The following is a 17,049-nucleotide window of genomic DNA, read 5'->3' on the forward strand; positions in this document are numbered from 1 at the left end:
CGCCGGTAAGCCCGCTGACCAGACGCCGCGGTGTATCTGTCACACCGCGTCATCGTTCTTCGCCGGCAAGCCTGGCTCCTACGGGCGAAGAACCCAACTCGGTCCAACTGAAAAAACTCAAGCCTTCGCCTTGGCCTTCTTCGGCTTCAAATACTTGGTCAGCCCCTGAAACCAGATCACCAGCGCCGGGTTGCCCTTGATCTGGATCGACTTGTCCTGAATCCCCGTCATGAAGGCCAACTGCTTGTTCTTGGCCTGCATGGTGTCAAAGCCATACGCCGCATCCTTGAAGGCAATCGCAAACGCCGGCTCGGCGTATACGCCTGCCTTGCTGGTAATGCGCTGATCCTTCACCCGGAAGTGCCGCGCCACTTTCCCGTCCAGGGTCTGCAGCTGAAACACCAGTTCCTTGTCACCCAGCTGCTGTTGAAACGCCGGATTGGTCCGACTGGCCTTACCCATCAACAAACCCAGCATCCACAGCAGAAAACGAAATTTCATGCGCAAGCCTCAAAAGAAAAATGAACGGCCCGCGCAGTGTAGCGATTAAATGCCAGAACGCCACCTTCGAGTTACGTTAGGAGGAGATGCCCGGTTTTTTGACGCAGATGACTACCAAGTCACTGACGTAAGCCCTGCTCTTCCCGACTCAGGCAGGGTGCGTCGGGGCGACGTTATCCAGCACCCGATTCACCGCCAACTCACCGAGCATGATCACCTGCTGAAGCGCCAGCATCGTGCTGCGGTGCGCCCCTTCCAGCATCGCGGCGATTTCACTCGCCATCACATTGGCCGTCGCCAACGACTCACAGGCGTGCGCCAATAGCGTTTCGTTGTCGATGTCAGGCGCCACGACGAAGATCGTGCCGGGCGGATGAGCCCCTGCCATGACCAGGGCATTGGGTTTGAGGTAATGGTCCAGGGCGCGAGTGGCTGCATGGTGCAACTTTCTTGAAGTCGCGGACATGTACGGGGTTGTGCTTTCGCTTGCTGATCCGGCTGGCAGTTCGTTGACCTTGGGCATGGTGCATCTCCGAGGAATATGGGGAGTGACCACGCTAACCGTCGCGCTTCCGAAGGCCAACCTTAAAAAAGCGTCGGATGCTTCCTCAATTTTGTAAGGGATTTCATCATTTTCCAGCCGCGTTTAACGATTTAAAACCCGCCGTTTGGAGGCATTGGAGCTTTCGAAGGTTCGGATCGCGTTCGGACGATCTTTCACTCCTCCATCCCACAACACTCTCGGACATTTCCCTCAAAGACGCCGGGTTATGGGTGAACCCCACGGCGTTAAAGTCGATACCAAAAAAATGGGCACCCAACCCGGTTGGCGCGCCCATTTTTTATTGCGCAACCCCGCAAAGGGGATGCGAATTACGGATTAACACTATCCTTCAACGACTTACCCGGCTTGAACGCAACAGTGTTGCTGGCCTTGATTTTAACCGGCTCACCGGTTTGCGGGTTTTTGCCGGTGCGGGCACCGCGATGGCGTTGCAGGAAGGTGCCGAAACCTACCAGCGTCACGCTGTCTTTGCGGTGCAGGGCGCCGGTGATTTCTTCGAGAACGGCGTTGAGGACGCGGTTGGCCTGCTCTTTGGTGAGATCTGCTTTTTCAGCAATGGCTGCGGCGAGTTCTGGTTTGCGCATATTAGTGAAGCCCCTTTGACGGTTTTTTGTTGTTATGTCCGTGCCGCTCTCTGTGGAGCAGCGCCCAAAGCGCCGCAGGTGCTCTACTCTGCGGCCGACGGGAGTGAGGATGGCACGCAGTGAGGAGCCGCGCCAGTGTCGGCGCGGCCAATGTTTGGGCAAAAGGGGGGTGATTCCGACAGAACGACCGGTATTTACGCCAGCAGTGCCGGTAGCTCTTTGTTGAGGGCCAGTTTTTCCATCACGGCCGCGCCAGTCAGGGCATAACCGAGCAGTTTGCCGTTGTTATCGCGGCATAAAACCTTGATGTCAGCGCCCTGCCCTTCGACGGTCCAGACGCCCTCCGTACCCCGTGGCGGCGGGGAAACCACCAATGGACACACCGGGGTTTTGACGGTGATCGGCATCGGTCCATAGTTGACCACCGTCGGGTTGCCGGCGAGGGTCTGGGCCAGCGCCCTCGCACAGCTCATCAGGGGCATCACGTACAACAGGTTCAGCCCATCGACCTCGGCACAGTCGCCCAGGGCGTAGATGTTGGCGTGGGACGTTTGCAGGTGACGGTCGACCACTACGCCGCGATTGACTTGCAGGCCGGCAGCGGCGGCCAGGTCGATGCGCGGACGCAGGCCAATGGCCGACACCACCACGTCGCACGGGATGACCTGGCCATCAGAAAGATGGGCTTCCAGGCCGTCAGCAACCCGCTCCAGGCGATTGAGCACCGGACCGAGGTGGAAGCGTGCACCCAGGCTTTCCAGCCCGGCCTGGACCGCTGCCGCCGCCGCCGGGTGCAACAGGGTCGGCATGACCTGCTCGCACGGTGCAACCAGTTGCACCTCGTAGCCGCCCAGGGTCAGGTCGTTGGCGAATTCGCAGCCGATCAGGCCGGCGCCCAATAACAGGACCCGACGCTTGCCGGCCGCTGCCGCGCGAAAGCGTGCGTAGTCTTCCAGGTCGTTGATCGGGAACACGCAATCCGCCGCGTCGCCTTCGATGGGTACGCGTACGGTTTCGGCACCCCAGGCCAGAATCAAGTCACGGTAAATGACCGATTCTTCGCCGATCCACAGGCGCTTGTGACCAGGGTCAATGCCACTGATTCGGGTATGGGTACGCACTTCGGCCTTCAACTGCTCGGCCATGGCGCCCGGTTCGGCCATGCTCAGGCCGTCGGCATCCTTGTTTTTGCCGAAACCGGTGGAGAGCATCGGCTTGGAGTAGGAGCGCCCGTCATCGGCGGTAATCAGCAGGAGCGGGGTTTCGCTGTCGAGTTTGCGAAACTCGCGAGCCACGTTGTAGCCCGCCAGCCCGGTACCAACGATTACGACAGGTGCGTTCATTCCTTACTCCTCAGTTATTCAGGCGGCGATTTCGATCATTTCGAAATCCATTTTGCCCACACCGCAGTCCGGGCACAGCCAGTCTGCCGGGACGTCTTCCCAACGGGTGCCCGGCGCAATGCCGTCATCGGGCCAACCGTCGGCTTCGTTATAGATCAGGCCGCAGACGATACATTGCCACTTTTTCATTCAGGTATTTCCTCGGGATTCAGGCTATTGCCGGCGCGGACGGTCGATGGTTACTGCGTTGCCATCCAGCTCAAAGCGTTTTTTTACTGATCGGGCCCAACAGATGCAAGCCTGTTCGGCGCAATGGGCCGCCGGGTCAATCAAAATTCGTGGCGCACATGGTAAGCTCGCGACCTCCTTTGCTGCCAATAATGACTCATTGTGCAACACACAGAATCCCCCTGCCCGCCTCCGATCTGGCTCCTTGAAAGCCAACTGACGCCTCTGCCCGACACGTCTATCCTCGATTGGTTGTTCGATCATGGCTCGCTGACCAGGCGCCTCATTCACCTGACGAATGATGCGTTTAGCGTCACGCCGTTGTTCGAAGGCTGGCAGACCCTGCGTACGGATGAATGCGCCGCGCTCGACCTGGCCGAAGGCAGTGAAGGCTGGGTGCGCGAGGTGTATTTGCGTGGTCACGGGCAAGCCCTGGTGTTTGCCCGCAGCGTCGCTGCACGCAGTGCGTTGCAGGGCGACGGCTTGCACATGGATGAATTGGGCAGCCGATCGCTGGGCGAGTTGCTGTTTTGCGATCACGCTTTCCAGCGCCGGGCCATCGAGGTTTGCCACTACCCGCAGGCGTGGCTGCCAAGTGAAGTGCGAACGCCTGGGCTGTGGGCCCGTCGCTCGCGCTTCGACCGTGGCGCCTTGAGCGTGCTGGTGGCCGAGATCTTCCTGCCGACCCTGTGGAGCGCCGCCCGCGCCCATCCGGAGAATTGCTGATGTACCAGAGCCTGCTCAAGTCCTTGAACCGCTTGAATCCCCGGGCCTGGGATTTCATTCAGCTGACGCGCATGGACAAGCCGATCGGCATTTACCTGCTGCTGTGGCCGACGCTGTGGGCGCTGTGGATTGCCGGCCAGGGTTCGCCATCGCTGGCCAATATCGTGATTTTCGTCCTTGGCGTGGTGCTGACCCGCGCGGGCGGCTGTGTAATCAATGACTGGGCGGATCGCAAGGTCGACGGCCATGTGAAACGCACCGAACAGCGCCCGCTGCCGAGCGGCAGGATCAGCTCCAAAGAAGCGCTGGTGTTCTTTGCGCTGCTGATGGGCCTGAGTTTCCTGCTGGTGCTGTGCACCAATGCGGCAACGATCTGGCTGTCGTTCGGTGGTTTGGCCCTGGCCTTCACTTACCCGTTCATGAAGCGCTACACCTATTACCCGCAAGTGGTGTTGGGCGCGGCGTTTTCCTGGGGCATGCCGATGGCCTTCACCGCCGAGACCGGGGAACTGCCTGCGGCGGCGTGGCTGCTGTGGATCGCTAACCTGATGTGGACGGTGGGCTACGACACCTACTACGCGATGACCGACCGCGACGACGATTTGAAGATCGGCGTGAAATCCACGGCGATCCTGTTTGGCGAGGCAGACCGGGTGATCATCCTGACCCTGCAAGGGTTGGCATTAGGTTGCCTGCTGCTGGCCGGGGCGAAATTCGAGCTCGGCGGCTGGTTCCATCTGGGACTGACGGTGGCGGCGGGCTGTTTTGCCTGGGAGTTCTGGTACACCCGCAGCAAGGACCGGATGCGCTGTTTCAAGGCGTTCTTGCACAACCACTGGGCCGGGATGGCGATTTTTGTCGGGATCGTGCTGGATTACGGGTTGCGCTAAAACGATGATTGCCCCGTAAACCGGGGCAATCACACCGGGCCGAATCCGTTACTTCTGCGATTCGTGAACAACGTGCCAGACGTCTTTCATCTTGTCGCCCGTCATATCGCCAGGCTTTTCATCTTTCACAAACGTATAAAGCGGCTTGCCGTCGTAAGCATATTGACTGGTGCCGTCATCACGCTTGATCACACTCCACTTGCCTGTAGCCGCGGCACCCGCCGGCGCCATCATCGGTGGCCAGTTCTTGGCGCAATCACCATTACACATCGACTTGCCACCCGAGTCCTTGTCGAATGTGTACAAGGTCATTCCCTTATGATCGACCATCATGCCGTCCTTCATCATCGCGGGGTCGGCGGCGAAGGCCATGGTCGGCAGCGTTAGCGCAGCAGTTACCAGCAAAGCCTTCCAGGATTGAGCAATGTGTTTCATGGAAACCTTCCGTTTGTGGTTGTCAGGATTCGGACTTAGAGCTTAGTCCAGGTTCATGACAATCGCCGGGCGACTAAAATACTGTCACACGACTGCAATAATTCCGTTATCTAATGCGGCGCAAGACAGTTAAATGACAAGAGGATTAAGGCATGGTTGGCAGGAGCATTCTGATCGTCGACGACGAAGCGCCCATTCGCGAAATGATCGCCGTTGCGTTGGAAATGGCCGGCTATGACTGCCTGGAGGCGGAGAACTCCCAGCAGGCCCACGCCATTATCGTCGACCGCAAACCGGACCTGATCCTGCTCGACTGGATGCTGCCCGGCACGTCCGGCATCGAGCTGGCCCGCCGCCTCAAGCGCGACGAGCTGACCGGGGATATCCCGATCATCATGCTCACCGCCAAGGGCGAAGAGGACAACAAGATCCAGGGCCTGGAAGTCGGCGCCGATGACTACATCACCAAGCCCTTTTCCCCGCGCGAGCTGGTTGCACGCCTCAAGGCCGTGCTACGCCGTGCCGGCCCTAGCGATGGCGAAGCGCCGATCGAAGTCGGCGGCCTGCTGCTGGACCCGATTGGCCACCGCGTGACCATCGACGGCAAACCGGCGGAAATGGGGCCCACTGAATACCGTCTGCTGCAGTTCTTCATGACCCACCAGGAACGCGCCTACACCCGTGGCCAGTTGCTGGATCAGGTCTGGGGCGGCAATGTGTATGTCGAGGAGCGCACCGTAGACGTGCACATCCGGCGCCTGCGCAAAGCCCTCGGCGATGCCTACGAAAACCTGGTACAAACCGTGCGCGGCACCGGTTACCGCTTTTCCACAAAAGCCTGACCCGGATTTCCCCCGTTTTAGAAGTAGACAAGGACGCGCTTTCAAGTGAACCAAAACTGGCATGGCACCCTGATTCGCCACATGCTGCTGCTGGTCACCGCCTGCCTGGTGATCGGCCTGATCACCGGCTACTACGGCTGGAGCCTCGCCGCGGGACTCGGCGTTTACCTGGCCTGGACCCTCAAGCAACTGCTGCGCCTGCACGAATGGCTGCGCCTGCACAAACCCGATGAAGCGCCACCTGATGGCTACGGCCTGTGGGGCGAAGTGTTCGACAGCATCTACCATCTGCAACGTCGCGACCAACGCGTTCGCGGGCGCCTGCAAGCGGTCATCGACCGGGTCCAGGAATCCACCGCAGCCTTGAAAGATGCAGTGGTCATGCTCGACAGCGACGGCAACCTGGAATGGTGGAACCGTGCCGCCGAAACCCTGCTGGGCCTCAAGACGCCGCAGGACAGCGGCCAGCCTGTGACCAACCTGGTACGCCATCCGCGCTTCAAGGAATATTTCGAACAGGACAGCTACGCCGAACCGCTGGAAATCCCTTCGCCGACCAACGACCGGATGCGCATCCAGTTGTACATCACCCGTTACGGCAACAATGAGCACCTGATGCTGGTGCGCGACGTGACGCGTATCCATCAGCTGGAGCAGATGCGCAAAGACTTCATCGCCAACGTCTCCCACGAGCTGCGCACGCCGTTGACGGTGATCTGCGGCTATCTGGAAACCCTGCTCGACAACGTCGAGGAAGTGAACCCGCGCTGGACCCGTGCCCTGCAGCAAATGCAGCAGCAAGGCGGGCGCATGCAGACCTTGCTTAACGACCTGCTGTTGCTGGCCAAGCTGGAAGCCACCGATTACCCGTCGGACAACCAACCAGTGGCCATCGACGGCTTGCTGCAATCGATCAAGGGCGACGCTCAACAGCTGTCCGGCCAGAAAAACCAGCAAATCACCCTCGAAGCCGACCCGACGATCCTGCTCAAGGGCAGTGAAGCGGAACTGCGCAGCGCGTTTTCCAACCTGGTGTTCAACGCGGTGAAATACACCCAGGCCGAAGGCAACATCCGCATCCGCTGGTGGGGCGACGAGCAAGGCGCGCACCTGAGCGTGCAGGATTCCGGGATTGGCATCGACAGCAAACACCTGCCGCGCCTGACCGAACGCTTCTACCGGGTCGACTCCAGCCGCAACTCCAACACCGGCGGCACCGGGCTGGGCCTGGCGATCGTCAAACACGTGTTGTTGCGTCACCGTGCGCGGATGGAAATCAGCAGCGTGCCGGGACACGGCAGCACGTTTACCTGCCATTTCGCGCCGGCCCAGGTCAGCAAATCCCGGGTGATCAGCACCGCCGACTGATACCGGCCAGCACGCGCCACTAGGCAATTGCCCAGTCAGCCGCTACATTGGCTGACTTGTGCCTGCCTTTCAGGCGCACTTTTTTCTTTCCTTTCGAATACACGGAACCCGCAAAACTCCATCATGGACCCTTCCCCTGGCTTGTCCCTCGCAACAATATTCGCCGACTTCGGCATGATCCTTTTTGCTCTGATCCTGGTATTGCTCAACGGCTTTTTCGTTGCGGCGGAATTCGCCATGGTCAAATTGCGCTCGACCCGGGTCGAAGCCATCGCTGAGCAGCACGGCTGGCGCGGACACATCCTGCGCACCGTGCACAGTCAGCTCGATGCTTACCTGTCGGCGTGCCAGTTGGGTATCACCCTCGCCTCGCTGGGCCTTGGCTGGGTCGGTGAGCCGGCGTTCGCGCACCTTCTGGCCCCCGTGCTGAGCGCCGTGGGCGTCGATTCGGCCGAAGTGGTCAAGGCCGTGTCGTTCTTCACCGCGTTCTTCATCATTTCGTACCTGCACATCGTGGTCGGCGAGCTCGCCCCGAAATCCTGGGCCATCCGCAAACCCGAATTGCTGTCGCTGTGGACCGCCGTACCGCTGTACCTGTTCTACTGGGCCATGTACCCGGCCATTTACCTGCTCAACGCCAGCGCCAACCAGATCCTGCGCATCGCAGGGCAAGGCGAACCCGGCCCGCATCACGAGCACCATTACAGCCGCGAAGAACTGAAATTGATCCTGCACTCGAGCCGTGGCCAGGACCCGAGCGACCAGGGCATGCGCGTTCTGGCCTCTGCTGTGGAAATGGGCGAGCTGGAAGTGGTCGACTGGGCCAACTCCCGCGAAGACCTGGTGACCCTGGAATTCAACGCGCCGCTCAAGGAAATCCTGGCGATGTTCCGTCGCCACAAGTTCAGCCGCTACCCGGTGTACGACAGCGAGCGCCAGGAGTTCGTCGGCCTGCTGCACATCAAGGACCTGCTGCTTGAGCTGGCGGCCCTGGACCACATTCCCGAGTCGTTCAACCTGGCCGAACTGACCCGCCCGCTGGAGCGCGTGTCGCGGCACATGCCGCTGTCGCAGTTGCTGGAGCAGTTCCGCAAGGGCGGCTCGCACTTCGCCGTGGTCGAAGAGGCCGACGGCAACATCATCGGCTACCTGACCATGGAAGACGTGCTGGAAGTGCTGGTGGGCGATATCCAGGACGAACACCGCAAGGCCGAGCGCGGCATCCTCGCCTATCAGCCAGGCAAGCTGCTGGTACGGGGCGATACGCCACTGTTCAAGGTCGAGCGCCTGCTGGGCATCGATCTGGACCACGTTGAAGCCGAAACCCTCGCAGGTTTGGTCTATGAGAGCCTCAAGCGCGTTCCTGAAGAGGAAGAAGTGCTGGAAGTCGAAGGTCTGCGCATCATCATCAAGAAGATGAAAGGGCCGAAGATTGTGTTGGCCAAGGTGTTAATGCTCGATTGATGCGCTGATTCGGATTCGCGGCGCGCCCTTCGCGGGCAAGCCTCGCTCCTACAAGGCGTCAACCCTAGACACCCCATCATTGTTTGCCCAACGCAAAGTTGGGCAACGCATTGACCGGCTGATTGAACTGGTACGGAATCGATACCAGCCCCATCCCGGTATTGCGCTGCACCACGAAGTGCAGGTGTGGCCCGCTGCTGTTGCCGGTATTGCCCGACAGCGCCAACGGGCTGCCCACTGCCACCCGCTGCCCCTCCCGAACGCTGACCGAGCCCTGTTTCAGGTGCAGGTATACGCCCATGGTCCCGTCATCGTGCAGCACCCGCACAAAATTGCCCGACGCGTCGGTGCCACGCCCGCTCTGACTGTTTTCGGTCTTGATCACGGTCCCGCCTCGCGCGGCGATGATCGGCGTGCCTTCGGGCATGGCGATGTCTATGGCGTAACGGTTCTTCGGGCCGAAGTGGCTGTATTGGCCATTGGCGCCCTGGCTGACCCGGAACGGCCCGCCACGCCAGGGCAGCGGGTAGCGATAGGCCATGGAGGCGCCTGCGGGGTCGCCCAGGGAATATTCAAACCTGGGGATGTAGGCAATCGGGCTCCCGGCCTTAGTCGCCGTGAGCTGCGCCAGGCGAATGCTGCTGCGCAACGGCATTACCCGGCGAATCGGTCGACTCGGCGCGCCGCTGACGTTCTTCAACCCGGCGAAACTCAACTCGATCTCTACCGGCGCGTACAAGTCATTGCGCACGTACACGCTGTCCACCCCGTCCTTCTTCGTGATGACGAGGTACACCTGCCGCTCAAGGCGCTCGTCCATGCGGTCCTGGAAAGTGAACACCTTGGAGCCTGTCGTGGGGCGGTCACTGTAGGAGACCACGCCATTGACGTCGGTGGACTTGTAGATGGTCATGGCCACGGCCGCGGTCGAGGCTATGAACAGACCACAGAAAAACAGCAGGCGCACGAGCATGGGCGGGATTCTGTCGAGTCAGGTTTTGGATTGAGCCTAGCAGCTGCAATGGACCCGGGTAGTCGGCAGATGTTCAGACAGATGTGCGGTGATTTCCAGGGCCTCTTCGCGGGCAAGCCTCGCTCCTACGGGTAATAGGCAATCCGTTGTAGGAGCGAGGCTTGCCCGCGAAGGCGGCTTGGCAGGCAAACCCGGATTTACGCGCCTGGAATGAAATGTTTCTGCGCGGTACCCCGGGCAATCAGCCGGGAGAGGTAGTCCAGTTTCTGCGCGTCCTGATCGACGAAGCGGAAGGTCAGCTGCAACCAGTCACTGTCGGGCTTGGGCTCGTGGGCCACGACGGCGTGCAGGTAGCCATTGAGGCGGGCCACTTCGGCGCGCTCGCCCTGCTCCAGGTCCAGTACGGCGCTGTCGAGAACCTGCGGCAGGTTGTCGGTACGCTTGACCACCAGCAGCGCTTCCTTGAGGCTCAGCGCCTTGATCACGCACTGTTGGATGCCATTGGGCAACCGCAGCTGACCCTGACCTCGCCCAGCGCCGGCAGCCGCCACCGGGGCCTTGGCCGGCGGGTTGTTGAGCAAGCCCGGGGACGGTGCAGCAGCCGCTGGAGCGCTCACGGCAGGCTTGTTGCCGGTCAATGCGTTCAGGGTGTCGTTGCCGAATGCCGAGATTGTCTTGGTGGCCGCCACGCTCATCAGGCCGTCGAGTTTGCCGACCTTGTGCAGCGCTTGCTTGACCTTGGTGATCAGTTGCTCGTTGGTGAACGGCTTGCTGACGTAGCCGGAAACGCCGGCCTGGATCGCCTGGACGACGTTCTCCTTGTCGCCGCGGCTGGTCACCATCACGAATGGCATGCCTTTGAGGCTGTCTTGCTCGCGGCACCAGGTCAGCAGTTCCAGGCCGGACATTTCCGGCATTTCCCAATCGCACAGCACCAGGTCGAAGGCCTCCCTTGCCAGCAGCGACTGAGCCTTGCGGCCGTTGACCGCGTCTTCGATGCGCATGCCCGGGAAATAGTCGCGCAGGCATTTCTTCACCAGGTCACGAATGAACGAGGCATCGTCCACGACCAACACACTGACCTTACTCATCCATAACCCCTTTAAAAAATCCCGGCAAGCCTACCGTCTTGCTGATGGCACATTGCCAAAAAACTCAGTCACTCCGGGACTTTTCGATCGCGGGTGCTGCTTTTCGAATTCGTGAACCGCAAACGAAAACGCCCGGCCAATAGGCCGGGCGCTTTGATTGGGCAATCTTACTTATCGTCAGATTCGCCCGGAACATTAGCGGTTTCGCCGCTGGTTCCTTCAACTTCTTCCTTCATGCGCTTGAGACCCAGGTGACGTACGTCGGTGCCGCGCACCAGGTAAATCACCAGCTCCGAAATATTGCGTGCGTGGTCGCCGATACGCTCCAGCGAACGCAGTACCCAGATGATGCTCAAGACCCGCGAGATAGAGCGAGGGTCTTCCATCATGTAGGTCGCCAGCTCACGCAAGGCGGTCTTGTATTCGCGGTCGATGATCTTGTCGTACTGCGCCACCGACAACGCCAGGTCGGCATCGAAACGGGCAAAGGCATCCAGCGCATCACGGACCATGTTTCGCACCTGGTCACCGATGTGGCGAACCTCGACGTAACCACGCGGTGCTTCGCCTTCTTCGCACAGCTGGATGGCGCGACGGGCGATCTTGGTCGCTTCGTCACCGATGCGCTCCAGGTCGATCACCGATTTGGAAATGCTGATGATCAGGCGCAAGTCGGACGCCGCCGGCTGACGACGGGCCAGAATGCGCAGGCATTCTTCGTCGATATTGCGTTCCATCTGGTTGATCTGGTCGTCGATCTCACGCACCTGCTGGGCCAGGCCGGAATCGGCCTCGATCAGCGCGGTGACCGCGTCGTTGACCTGTTTTTCCACCAGCCCGCCCATGGCCAGGAGGTGGCTGCGCACTTCCTCGAGTTCGGCGTTGAACTGCTGGGAAATGTGGTGGGTAAGGCCTTCTTTACTAATCATGTTGGCGTCCTTGGAGCGTCCGGTAAGGTGCGGTGGGCCGCAGCGTCAGTTCAGTGAGCAACCACAGCTTTCCTAGCCGTAACGACCGGTGATGTAGTCTTCGGTCTGCTTCTTCGCCGGATTGGTAAACAGGGTGTCGGTGTCGCCGAACTCCACCAGTTTGCCCATGTACATGAACGCCGTGTAGTCGGAAACCCGCGCGGCCTGCTGCATGTTGTGGGTCACGATGACGATGGTGAACTTGGATTTCAGTTCGTAGATCAGCTCTTCGACTTTCAGCGTCGAGATCGGGTCGAGTGCCGAGCACGGTTCGTCGAGCAGCAGCACTTCCGGCTCCACGGCGATGGTACGGGCGATCACCAGACGTTGCTGCTGACCACCAGAAAGGCCCAGTGCCGATTCGTGCAGGCGGTCCTTGACCTCATCCCACAGTGCCGCGCCTTTCAACGCCCACTCGACGGCTTCGTCCAGTACGCGCTTCTTGTTGATGCCCTGGATGCGCAGGCCGTAGACCACGTTTTCGTAGATGGTTTTCGGGAACGGGTTCGGCTTCTGGAACACCATGCCAACGCGACGACGCAGCTCGGCCACGTCTTCGCCCTTGCGGTAGATATTGTTGCCGTACAGGTTGATCGCGCCTTCGACGCGGCAGCCATCCACCAGGTCGTTCATGCGGTTGAAGGTCCGCAGCAGCGTGGACTTGCCGCAGCCGGACGGGCCGATGAAGGCGGTCACGCGCTGTTTCGGGATGTTCATGCTGACGTCGTACAGCGCTTGTTTGTCGCCGTAGAACAGGCTCAGGCCCGGCACTTCGATGGCCACGGTTTCCTGCTCGAGGCTCAGGCTCTGTTTGTCGCGACCCAGGGCCGACATGTTGATGCCGTGGGTATGTGCTTCGTGCTGCATGGGAGGCTCCCTGTGCTAACAAATTCGGTTCAGTTGCCGCTGGCCTCACAAAATGGGCCAGGGGTGTTGCCGTTTTCCCGTAGGAGCCAGGCTTGCCGGCGAAGGCGATCTCGAGGACGCCTTCGCCGGCAAGCCTGGCTCCTACAGGGAGCGGCGTGATTAGCTATCCAGCGCCTTGTACTTCTCGCGCAGGTGGTTACGGATATAAACGGCCGACAGGTTCAATGTCGCGATCACCAGCACCAGCAACAGCGCCGTGGCGTACACCAGCGGCCGCGCGGCTTCGACGTTCGGGCTCTGGAAGCCGACGTCATAGATGTGGAAGCCCAGGTGCATGATCTTCTGGTCCAGGTGCAGGTACGGGTAGTTGCCATCCACCGGCAGCGACGGCGCCAGCTTCACCACACCCACCAGCATCAGCGGCGCCACTTCACCGGCGGCGCGGGCCACGGCGAGGATCATGCCGGTCATCATCGCCGGGCTGGCCATTGGCAGTACGATCTTCCACAGGGTTTCCGCCTTGGTCGCGCCGAGGGCCAACGAGCCTTCGCGCACGGTGCGAGGAATCCGCGCCAGGCCTTCTTCGGTGGCCACGATCACCACCGGCACCGCCAGCAGCGCCAGGGTCAACGATGCCCAGAGCAGGCCCGGTGTGCCGAAGGTCGGCGCCGGCAAGGCTTCAGGGAAGAACAGACGGTCAAGCGAGCCACCCAGTACGTAGACGAAGAAGCCCAGGCCGAACACGCCGTAAACGATGGCCGGAACGCCCGCCAGGTTGTTCACCGCGATGCGGATCACCCGGGTCAGGGTGTTCTGCTTGGCGTATTCACGCAGGTACACCGCGGCCAGGACGCCGAACGGGGTCACGATCATCGCCATGATCAACGTCATCATCACGGTGCCGAAGATCGCCGGGAAAATACCGCCTTCGGTGTTCGCTTCACGCGGGTCGTCGCTCAGGAATTCCCAGACCTTGCTGAAGTAGAAACCGATCTTGGTGAAGGTACCCATGGCGTTCGGCTGGTAGGCGTGAACCACTTTACCCAGGCCAATTTCGATTTCCTTGCCGTTGGCATCACGGGCGGTGAGGCTGTCGCGGTTGAACTGCGCGTGCAGATCACCCAGGCGAGCTTCAACGTCCTGATAGCGGGCATTGAGCTCGGCGCGCTCGGACTCCATGTCCGCTTGCGCGGCGGCGTCGAGCTTGCCATCCAGTTCCAGTTTGCGGCCGTGCAGGCGGATGCGTTCGAGGCCAGCGTTGATCGCGCCGATGTCGACTTTTTCCAGGGTCTTGAGCTGGCCAGCCAGCTGATTCACACGGTCGATCCGCGCCTGCAGCTCAGGCCACGCAGCCTCGCCTTCGGCAATCACCTTGCCGTCCTGTTTGACGTTGACCAGGTAGCCGTAGAAATTGCCCCACTCGCGACGTTCCAGCGCCATCAGTTCGACTGGCGTCGTCTGTTTAGTCAGCCACTCGCCGACGATCCACGTGAAATCGGTGCCGTTCAGGTCACGGTTGCCGACCTTGATCAGCTCGCGGGTCATGAACTCCGGGCCTTCGTCAGGCACCGGCAGGCCGGCGCTCTTCAGGCGCGCACGCGGCACTTCTTCCTTCTGCACCACTTCGCCAACGACCAGGTGATTGGCCTGGCCCGGCACGTCGTAGCTGGCGTGGATCAGATCCGCCGGCCAGAAGTGACCCAGGCCACGCACGGCAATCACCGCCAGCAGGCCAATGGTCATGATGACCGCGATGGACACCGCGCCACCGCTGATCCAGACGCCCGGGGCGCCGCTCTTGAACCATCCTTTCAGGGAGTTCTGTTTCACAGACTTCTACCTTTCTTAAAGCGACGAGTATTTCTTGCGCAGACGCTGACGAATCAGTTCCGCGAGGGTGTTCATGATGAAGGTGAACAACAGCAGCACCAGCGCCGAGAGGAACAGCACGCGGTAGTGGCTGCCGCCGACTTCCGACTCCGGCATTTCCACCGCGACGTTGGCGGCCAGGGTGCGCAGGCCTTCGAACAGGTTCATTTCCATGACCGGGGTGTTACCGGTGGCCATCAACACGATCATGGTTTCGCCGACTGCACGGCCCATGCCGATCATCAGCGCCGAGAAGATGCCCGGGCTGGCGGTGAGGATCACCACGCGAGTCATGGTCTGCCACGGCGTGGCACCGAGGGCCAGGGAACCCAGGGTCAGGCCACGCGGCACGCTGAACACGGCGTCTTCGGCGATGGAGTAGATGTTTGGGATGACCGCGAAGCCCATGGCCAGGCCGACTACCAATGCGTTGCGCTGGTCGTAGGTGATGCCCAGGTCGTGGGAGATCCACATGCGCATGTCGCCGCCGAAGAACCAGTTCTCCATGTACGGGCTCATGTACAGCGACAGCCAGCCAACGAACAGGATCACTGGAATCAGCAGGGCACTTTCCCAGCCGTCAGGGACTTTCAGGCGAATCGATTCCGGCAGGCGGCTGAAGGTGAAACCGGCAACCAGGATGCCGACTGGCAGCAGCATCAGCAGGCTGAAGATGCCTGGCAGATGCCCTTCCACATACGGCGCGAGGAACAGGCCGGCGAAGAAACCGAGGATCACCGTCGGCATCGCTTCCATCAGCTCGATCACCGGCTTGACCTTGCGACGCATGCCCGGGGCCATGAAGTACGCGGTGTAGATCGCCGCGGCGACGGCCAGTGGAGCGGCCAGCAGCATGGCGTAGAACGCGGCTTTCAGGGTACCGAAGGTCAGCGGCGACAGGCTCAGTTTCGGTTCGAAGTCGGTGTTGGCGGCGGTCGATTGCCAGACGTATTTAGGCTCGTCGTAGTTTTCGTACCAGACCTTGCTCCACAACGCGCTCCACGATACTTCCGGGTGCGGGTTGTCCAGCAGCAGCGGTTGCAGCTTGCCGCCGGCTTCGACGATCACGCGGTTGGCCCGTGGCGACAGACCGAACAGGCCCTGGCCTTCGACCACCTGGTCGACCAGCAAGGTACGGTGTGCGGTGCTGTGGAACACGCCAAGCTTGCCGGAGGCATCGAGGGCCACGAAGCCCTTGCGGCGCTCTTCGGCGGTGATTTCAACGATAGGCGTGGTGCCCATCTGGAAGGTACGGATCTGCTTCAGGCGCTGCTCGCCATCCGGGTCGCGGGCCATGAACCACTGGGCCAGGCCACCTTTGGAGTCGCCAAGGATCAACGAGATGCCGCCTACGAGCTGGGTACTGGCGGTGATTTCGGCGTCACCGTTTTCCAGCAGTTTGTAGCGACCGTTAAGGCTCTTGTCGCGCAGGCTGAAGACGTCGGCCTGGGCACGACCGTTGATCACGTACAGCCACTGCTGACGCGGGTCGACGAAGATGTTCTTCACAGGCTCAGTCATCTGCGGCAGATCGATGCGCTTCTGCTCGCTGGTGATTTCGCCGGTCATCATGTTTTCTTCGCTGGTCAGCGACAGAACATTGAGTTGCGAACCGGTAGAACCCACCAGCATCAGGGTCGAATCGTTGGCGTTGAGGCTGACATGTTCCAGCGCACCGCCCGCCTCGTTCAGCGTGATCGGGGTTTCGCCATACGGATATTCAATGGCCGGCGAGATAGTCTTCTTGCCGTCCGGGTAGCTGACTTTGTAGGTGTGGCGGAACACCATGGCCTGGCCGTTGGACAATCCCACCGCCACCAGCGGTTGACCTGGCTGGTCGTCACCGATGGACGTCACGGTAGCACCGGCCGGAAGCGGCAGATCGACGCGCTTGAGTTCAGCACCACTGTCGATGTCGAAGAACAGTGCCTGGCCCCTGTCGGAAACCCGCATGGCGACCTGGTTCTGCTCTTCAAGGGAAAACATCAGTGGCTTGCCGGCATCTTGCATCCAGGCAGGCGTGATGGCGTCCTTGGCAGTCAGGCTGGCACCCTGGAACAGGGGCATCACCACGTAGGCGAGGAAGAAAAAGATCAGCGTGATCGCGGCGAGAACGGCGAGGCCGCCCACCAGGACGTACCAGCGGGTCAGGCGATCCTTGAGCGCGCGGATGCGGCGCTTGCGTTGCAACTCAGGCGTATTGAAATCAATTCGCTTGGGGGGATTTGTAGTCATTGTGGAATTGGCCAGATCATTCATTCGCACACCCTAGCGATCCTGTATGACAGAAAGATGACAGTGCAGTGACGCAACAAATCCGCCACCCGGTGAAACC

Annotated in this window: 17 protein-coding genes; 5 read left to right on the forward strand and 12 right to left on the reverse strand. The window is 60.7% G+C overall.

From position 1 onward, the window contains the following. Positions 1–117: 117 nt before the first annotated feature. The 5 genes from OH720_RS31260 to OH720_RS31280 all read right to left on the reverse strand — a co-directional run bounded on the left by OH720_RS31260 (position 118) and on the right by OH720_RS31280 (position 3,182). Positions 118–501 (reverse strand): helicase, encoded by a 384-nt coding sequence (locus OH720_RS31260; protein ID WP_272604046.1) that lies wholly within the window; start codon positions 499–501, stop codon positions 118–120. Between the two features lie 148 nt (positions 502–649). Further along, the gene (locus tag OH720_RS31265; protein WP_272604047.1) at positions 650–1,024 is read right to left on the reverse strand and encodes a DUF6124 family protein; all 375 of its coding nucleotides are present in this window, start codon (positions 1,022–1,024) and stop codon (positions 650–652) included. Positions 1,025–1,374: 350 nt separating this feature from the next. Beyond that, a complete protein-coding gene (locus OH720_RS31270) occupies positions 1,375–1,650 on the reverse strand; it encodes an HU family DNA-binding protein (RefSeq protein WP_003213368.1) in 276 nt (91 codons plus the stop codon). A 194-nt stretch (positions 1,651–1,844) separates the two neighbouring features. Further along, positions 1,845–2,993 carry an NAD(P)/FAD-dependent oxidoreductase gene (locus tag OH720_RS31275; protein ID WP_272604048.1) on the reverse strand — a complete coding sequence of 383 codons (1,149 nt, stop codon included), beginning with the start codon at positions 2,991–2,993 and terminating at the stop codon, positions 1,845–1,847. 18 nt (positions 2,994–3,011) lie between these two features. After that, a complete protein-coding gene (locus OH720_RS31280) occupies positions 3,012–3,182 on the reverse strand; it encodes a rubredoxin (protein WP_007995385.1) in 171 nt (56 codons plus the stop codon). Positions 3,183–3,383: 201 nt separating this feature from the next. Between OH720_RS31280 and OH720_RS31285 the strand changes: the two genes are divergently transcribed. Continuing rightward, the gene (locus OH720_RS31285; RefSeq protein WP_272604049.1) at positions 3,384–3,947 is read left to right on the forward strand and encodes a chorismate--pyruvate lyase family protein; all 564 of its coding nucleotides are present in this window, start codon (positions 3,384–3,386) and stop codon (positions 3,945–3,947) included. Then, positions 3,947–4,837 carry a 4-hydroxybenzoate octaprenyltransferase gene (gene ubiA, locus OH720_RS31290; protein WP_272604050.1) on the forward strand — a complete coding sequence of 297 codons (891 nt, stop codon included), beginning with the start codon at positions 3,947–3,949 and terminating at the stop codon, positions 4,835–4,837. Before OH720_RS31285 ends, ubiA begins: the two co-directional genes overlap by 1 nt. A 48-nt stretch (positions 4,838–4,885) precedes the next feature. On the opposite strand, the gene OH720_RS31295 is transcribed toward ubiA, so the two are convergent. Beyond that, positions 4,886–5,272: a COG4315 family predicted lipoprotein gene (locus OH720_RS31295; RefSeq protein ID WP_272604051.1), complete on the reverse strand. Its 387-nt coding sequence runs from the start codon at positions 5,270–5,272 to the stop codon at positions 4,886–4,888. A gap of 152 nt (positions 5,273–5,424) precedes the next feature. Between OH720_RS31295 and phoB the strand changes: the two genes are divergently transcribed. The 3 genes from phoB to OH720_RS31310 all read left to right on the forward strand — a co-directional run bounded on the left by phoB (position 5,425) and on the right by OH720_RS31310 (position 8,946). After that, positions 5,425–6,114, forward strand: a complete 690-nt coding sequence (phoB, locus tag OH720_RS31300) for a phosphate regulon transcriptional regulator PhoB (protein WP_008064504.1) — start codon at positions 5,425–5,427, stop codon at positions 6,112–6,114. A gap of 81 nt (positions 6,115–6,195) precedes the next feature. After that, positions 6,196–7,482, forward strand: a complete 1,287-nt coding sequence (gene phoR / locus OH720_RS31305) for a phosphate regulon sensor histidine kinase PhoR (protein ID WP_272606543.1) — start codon at positions 6,196–6,198, stop codon at positions 7,480–7,482. 123 nt (positions 7,483–7,605) lie between these two features. Next, positions 7,606–8,946, forward strand: a complete 1,341-nt coding sequence (locus tag OH720_RS31310) for a hemolysin family protein (protein ID WP_272604052.1) — start codon at positions 7,606–7,608, stop codon at positions 8,944–8,946. A gap of 76 nt (positions 8,947–9,022) precedes the next feature. On the opposite strand, the gene OH720_RS31315 is transcribed toward OH720_RS31310, so the two are convergent. The 6 genes from OH720_RS31315 to OH720_RS31340 all read right to left on the reverse strand — a co-directional run bounded on the left by OH720_RS31315 (position 9,023) and on the right by OH720_RS31340 (position 16,973). Continuing rightward, on the reverse strand, positions 9,023–9,919 hold the full coding sequence (locus tag OH720_RS31315) for a M23 family metallopeptidase (RefSeq protein ID WP_272604053.1): 897 nt from the start codon (positions 9,917–9,919) through the stop codon (positions 9,023–9,025). A gap of 197 nt (positions 9,920–10,116) precedes the next feature. Then, positions 10,117–11,010 (reverse strand): response regulator, encoded by an 894-nt coding sequence (locus OH720_RS31320; RefSeq protein ID WP_272604054.1) that lies wholly within the window; start codon positions 11,008–11,010, stop codon positions 10,117–10,119. Between the two features lie 167 nt (positions 11,011–11,177). Further along, on the reverse strand, positions 11,178–11,939 hold the full coding sequence (gene phoU / locus OH720_RS31325; protein ID WP_272604055.1) for a phosphate signaling complex protein PhoU: 762 nt from the start codon (positions 11,937–11,939) through the stop codon (positions 11,178–11,180). A gap of 72 nt (positions 11,940–12,011) precedes the next feature. Next, positions 12,012–12,845 carry a phosphate ABC transporter ATP-binding protein PstB gene (gene pstB / locus OH720_RS31330; protein WP_008064516.1) on the reverse strand — a complete coding sequence of 278 codons (834 nt, stop codon included), beginning with the start codon at positions 12,843–12,845 and terminating at the stop codon, positions 12,012–12,014. Between the two features lie 159 nt (positions 12,846–13,004). Continuing rightward, the gene (gene pstA, locus OH720_RS31335; protein WP_272604056.1) at positions 13,005–14,675 is read right to left on the reverse strand and encodes a phosphate ABC transporter permease PstA; all 1,671 of its coding nucleotides are present in this window, start codon (positions 14,673–14,675) and stop codon (positions 13,005–13,007) included. A gap of 15 nt (positions 14,676–14,690) precedes the next feature. Next, positions 14,691–16,973: an ABC transporter permease subunit gene (locus OH720_RS31340; protein WP_272604057.1), complete on the reverse strand. Its 2,283-nt coding sequence runs from the start codon at positions 16,971–16,973 to the stop codon at positions 14,691–14,693. Positions 16,974–17,049: the final 76 nt, after the last annotated feature.

Origin of the sequence: Pseudomonas sp. WJP1, from assembly GCF_028471945.1 — a bacterium.
In the GTDB taxonomy this organism is placed as follows: Bacteria; Pseudomonadota; Gammaproteobacteria; order Pseudomonadales; family Pseudomonadaceae; genus Aquipseudomonas.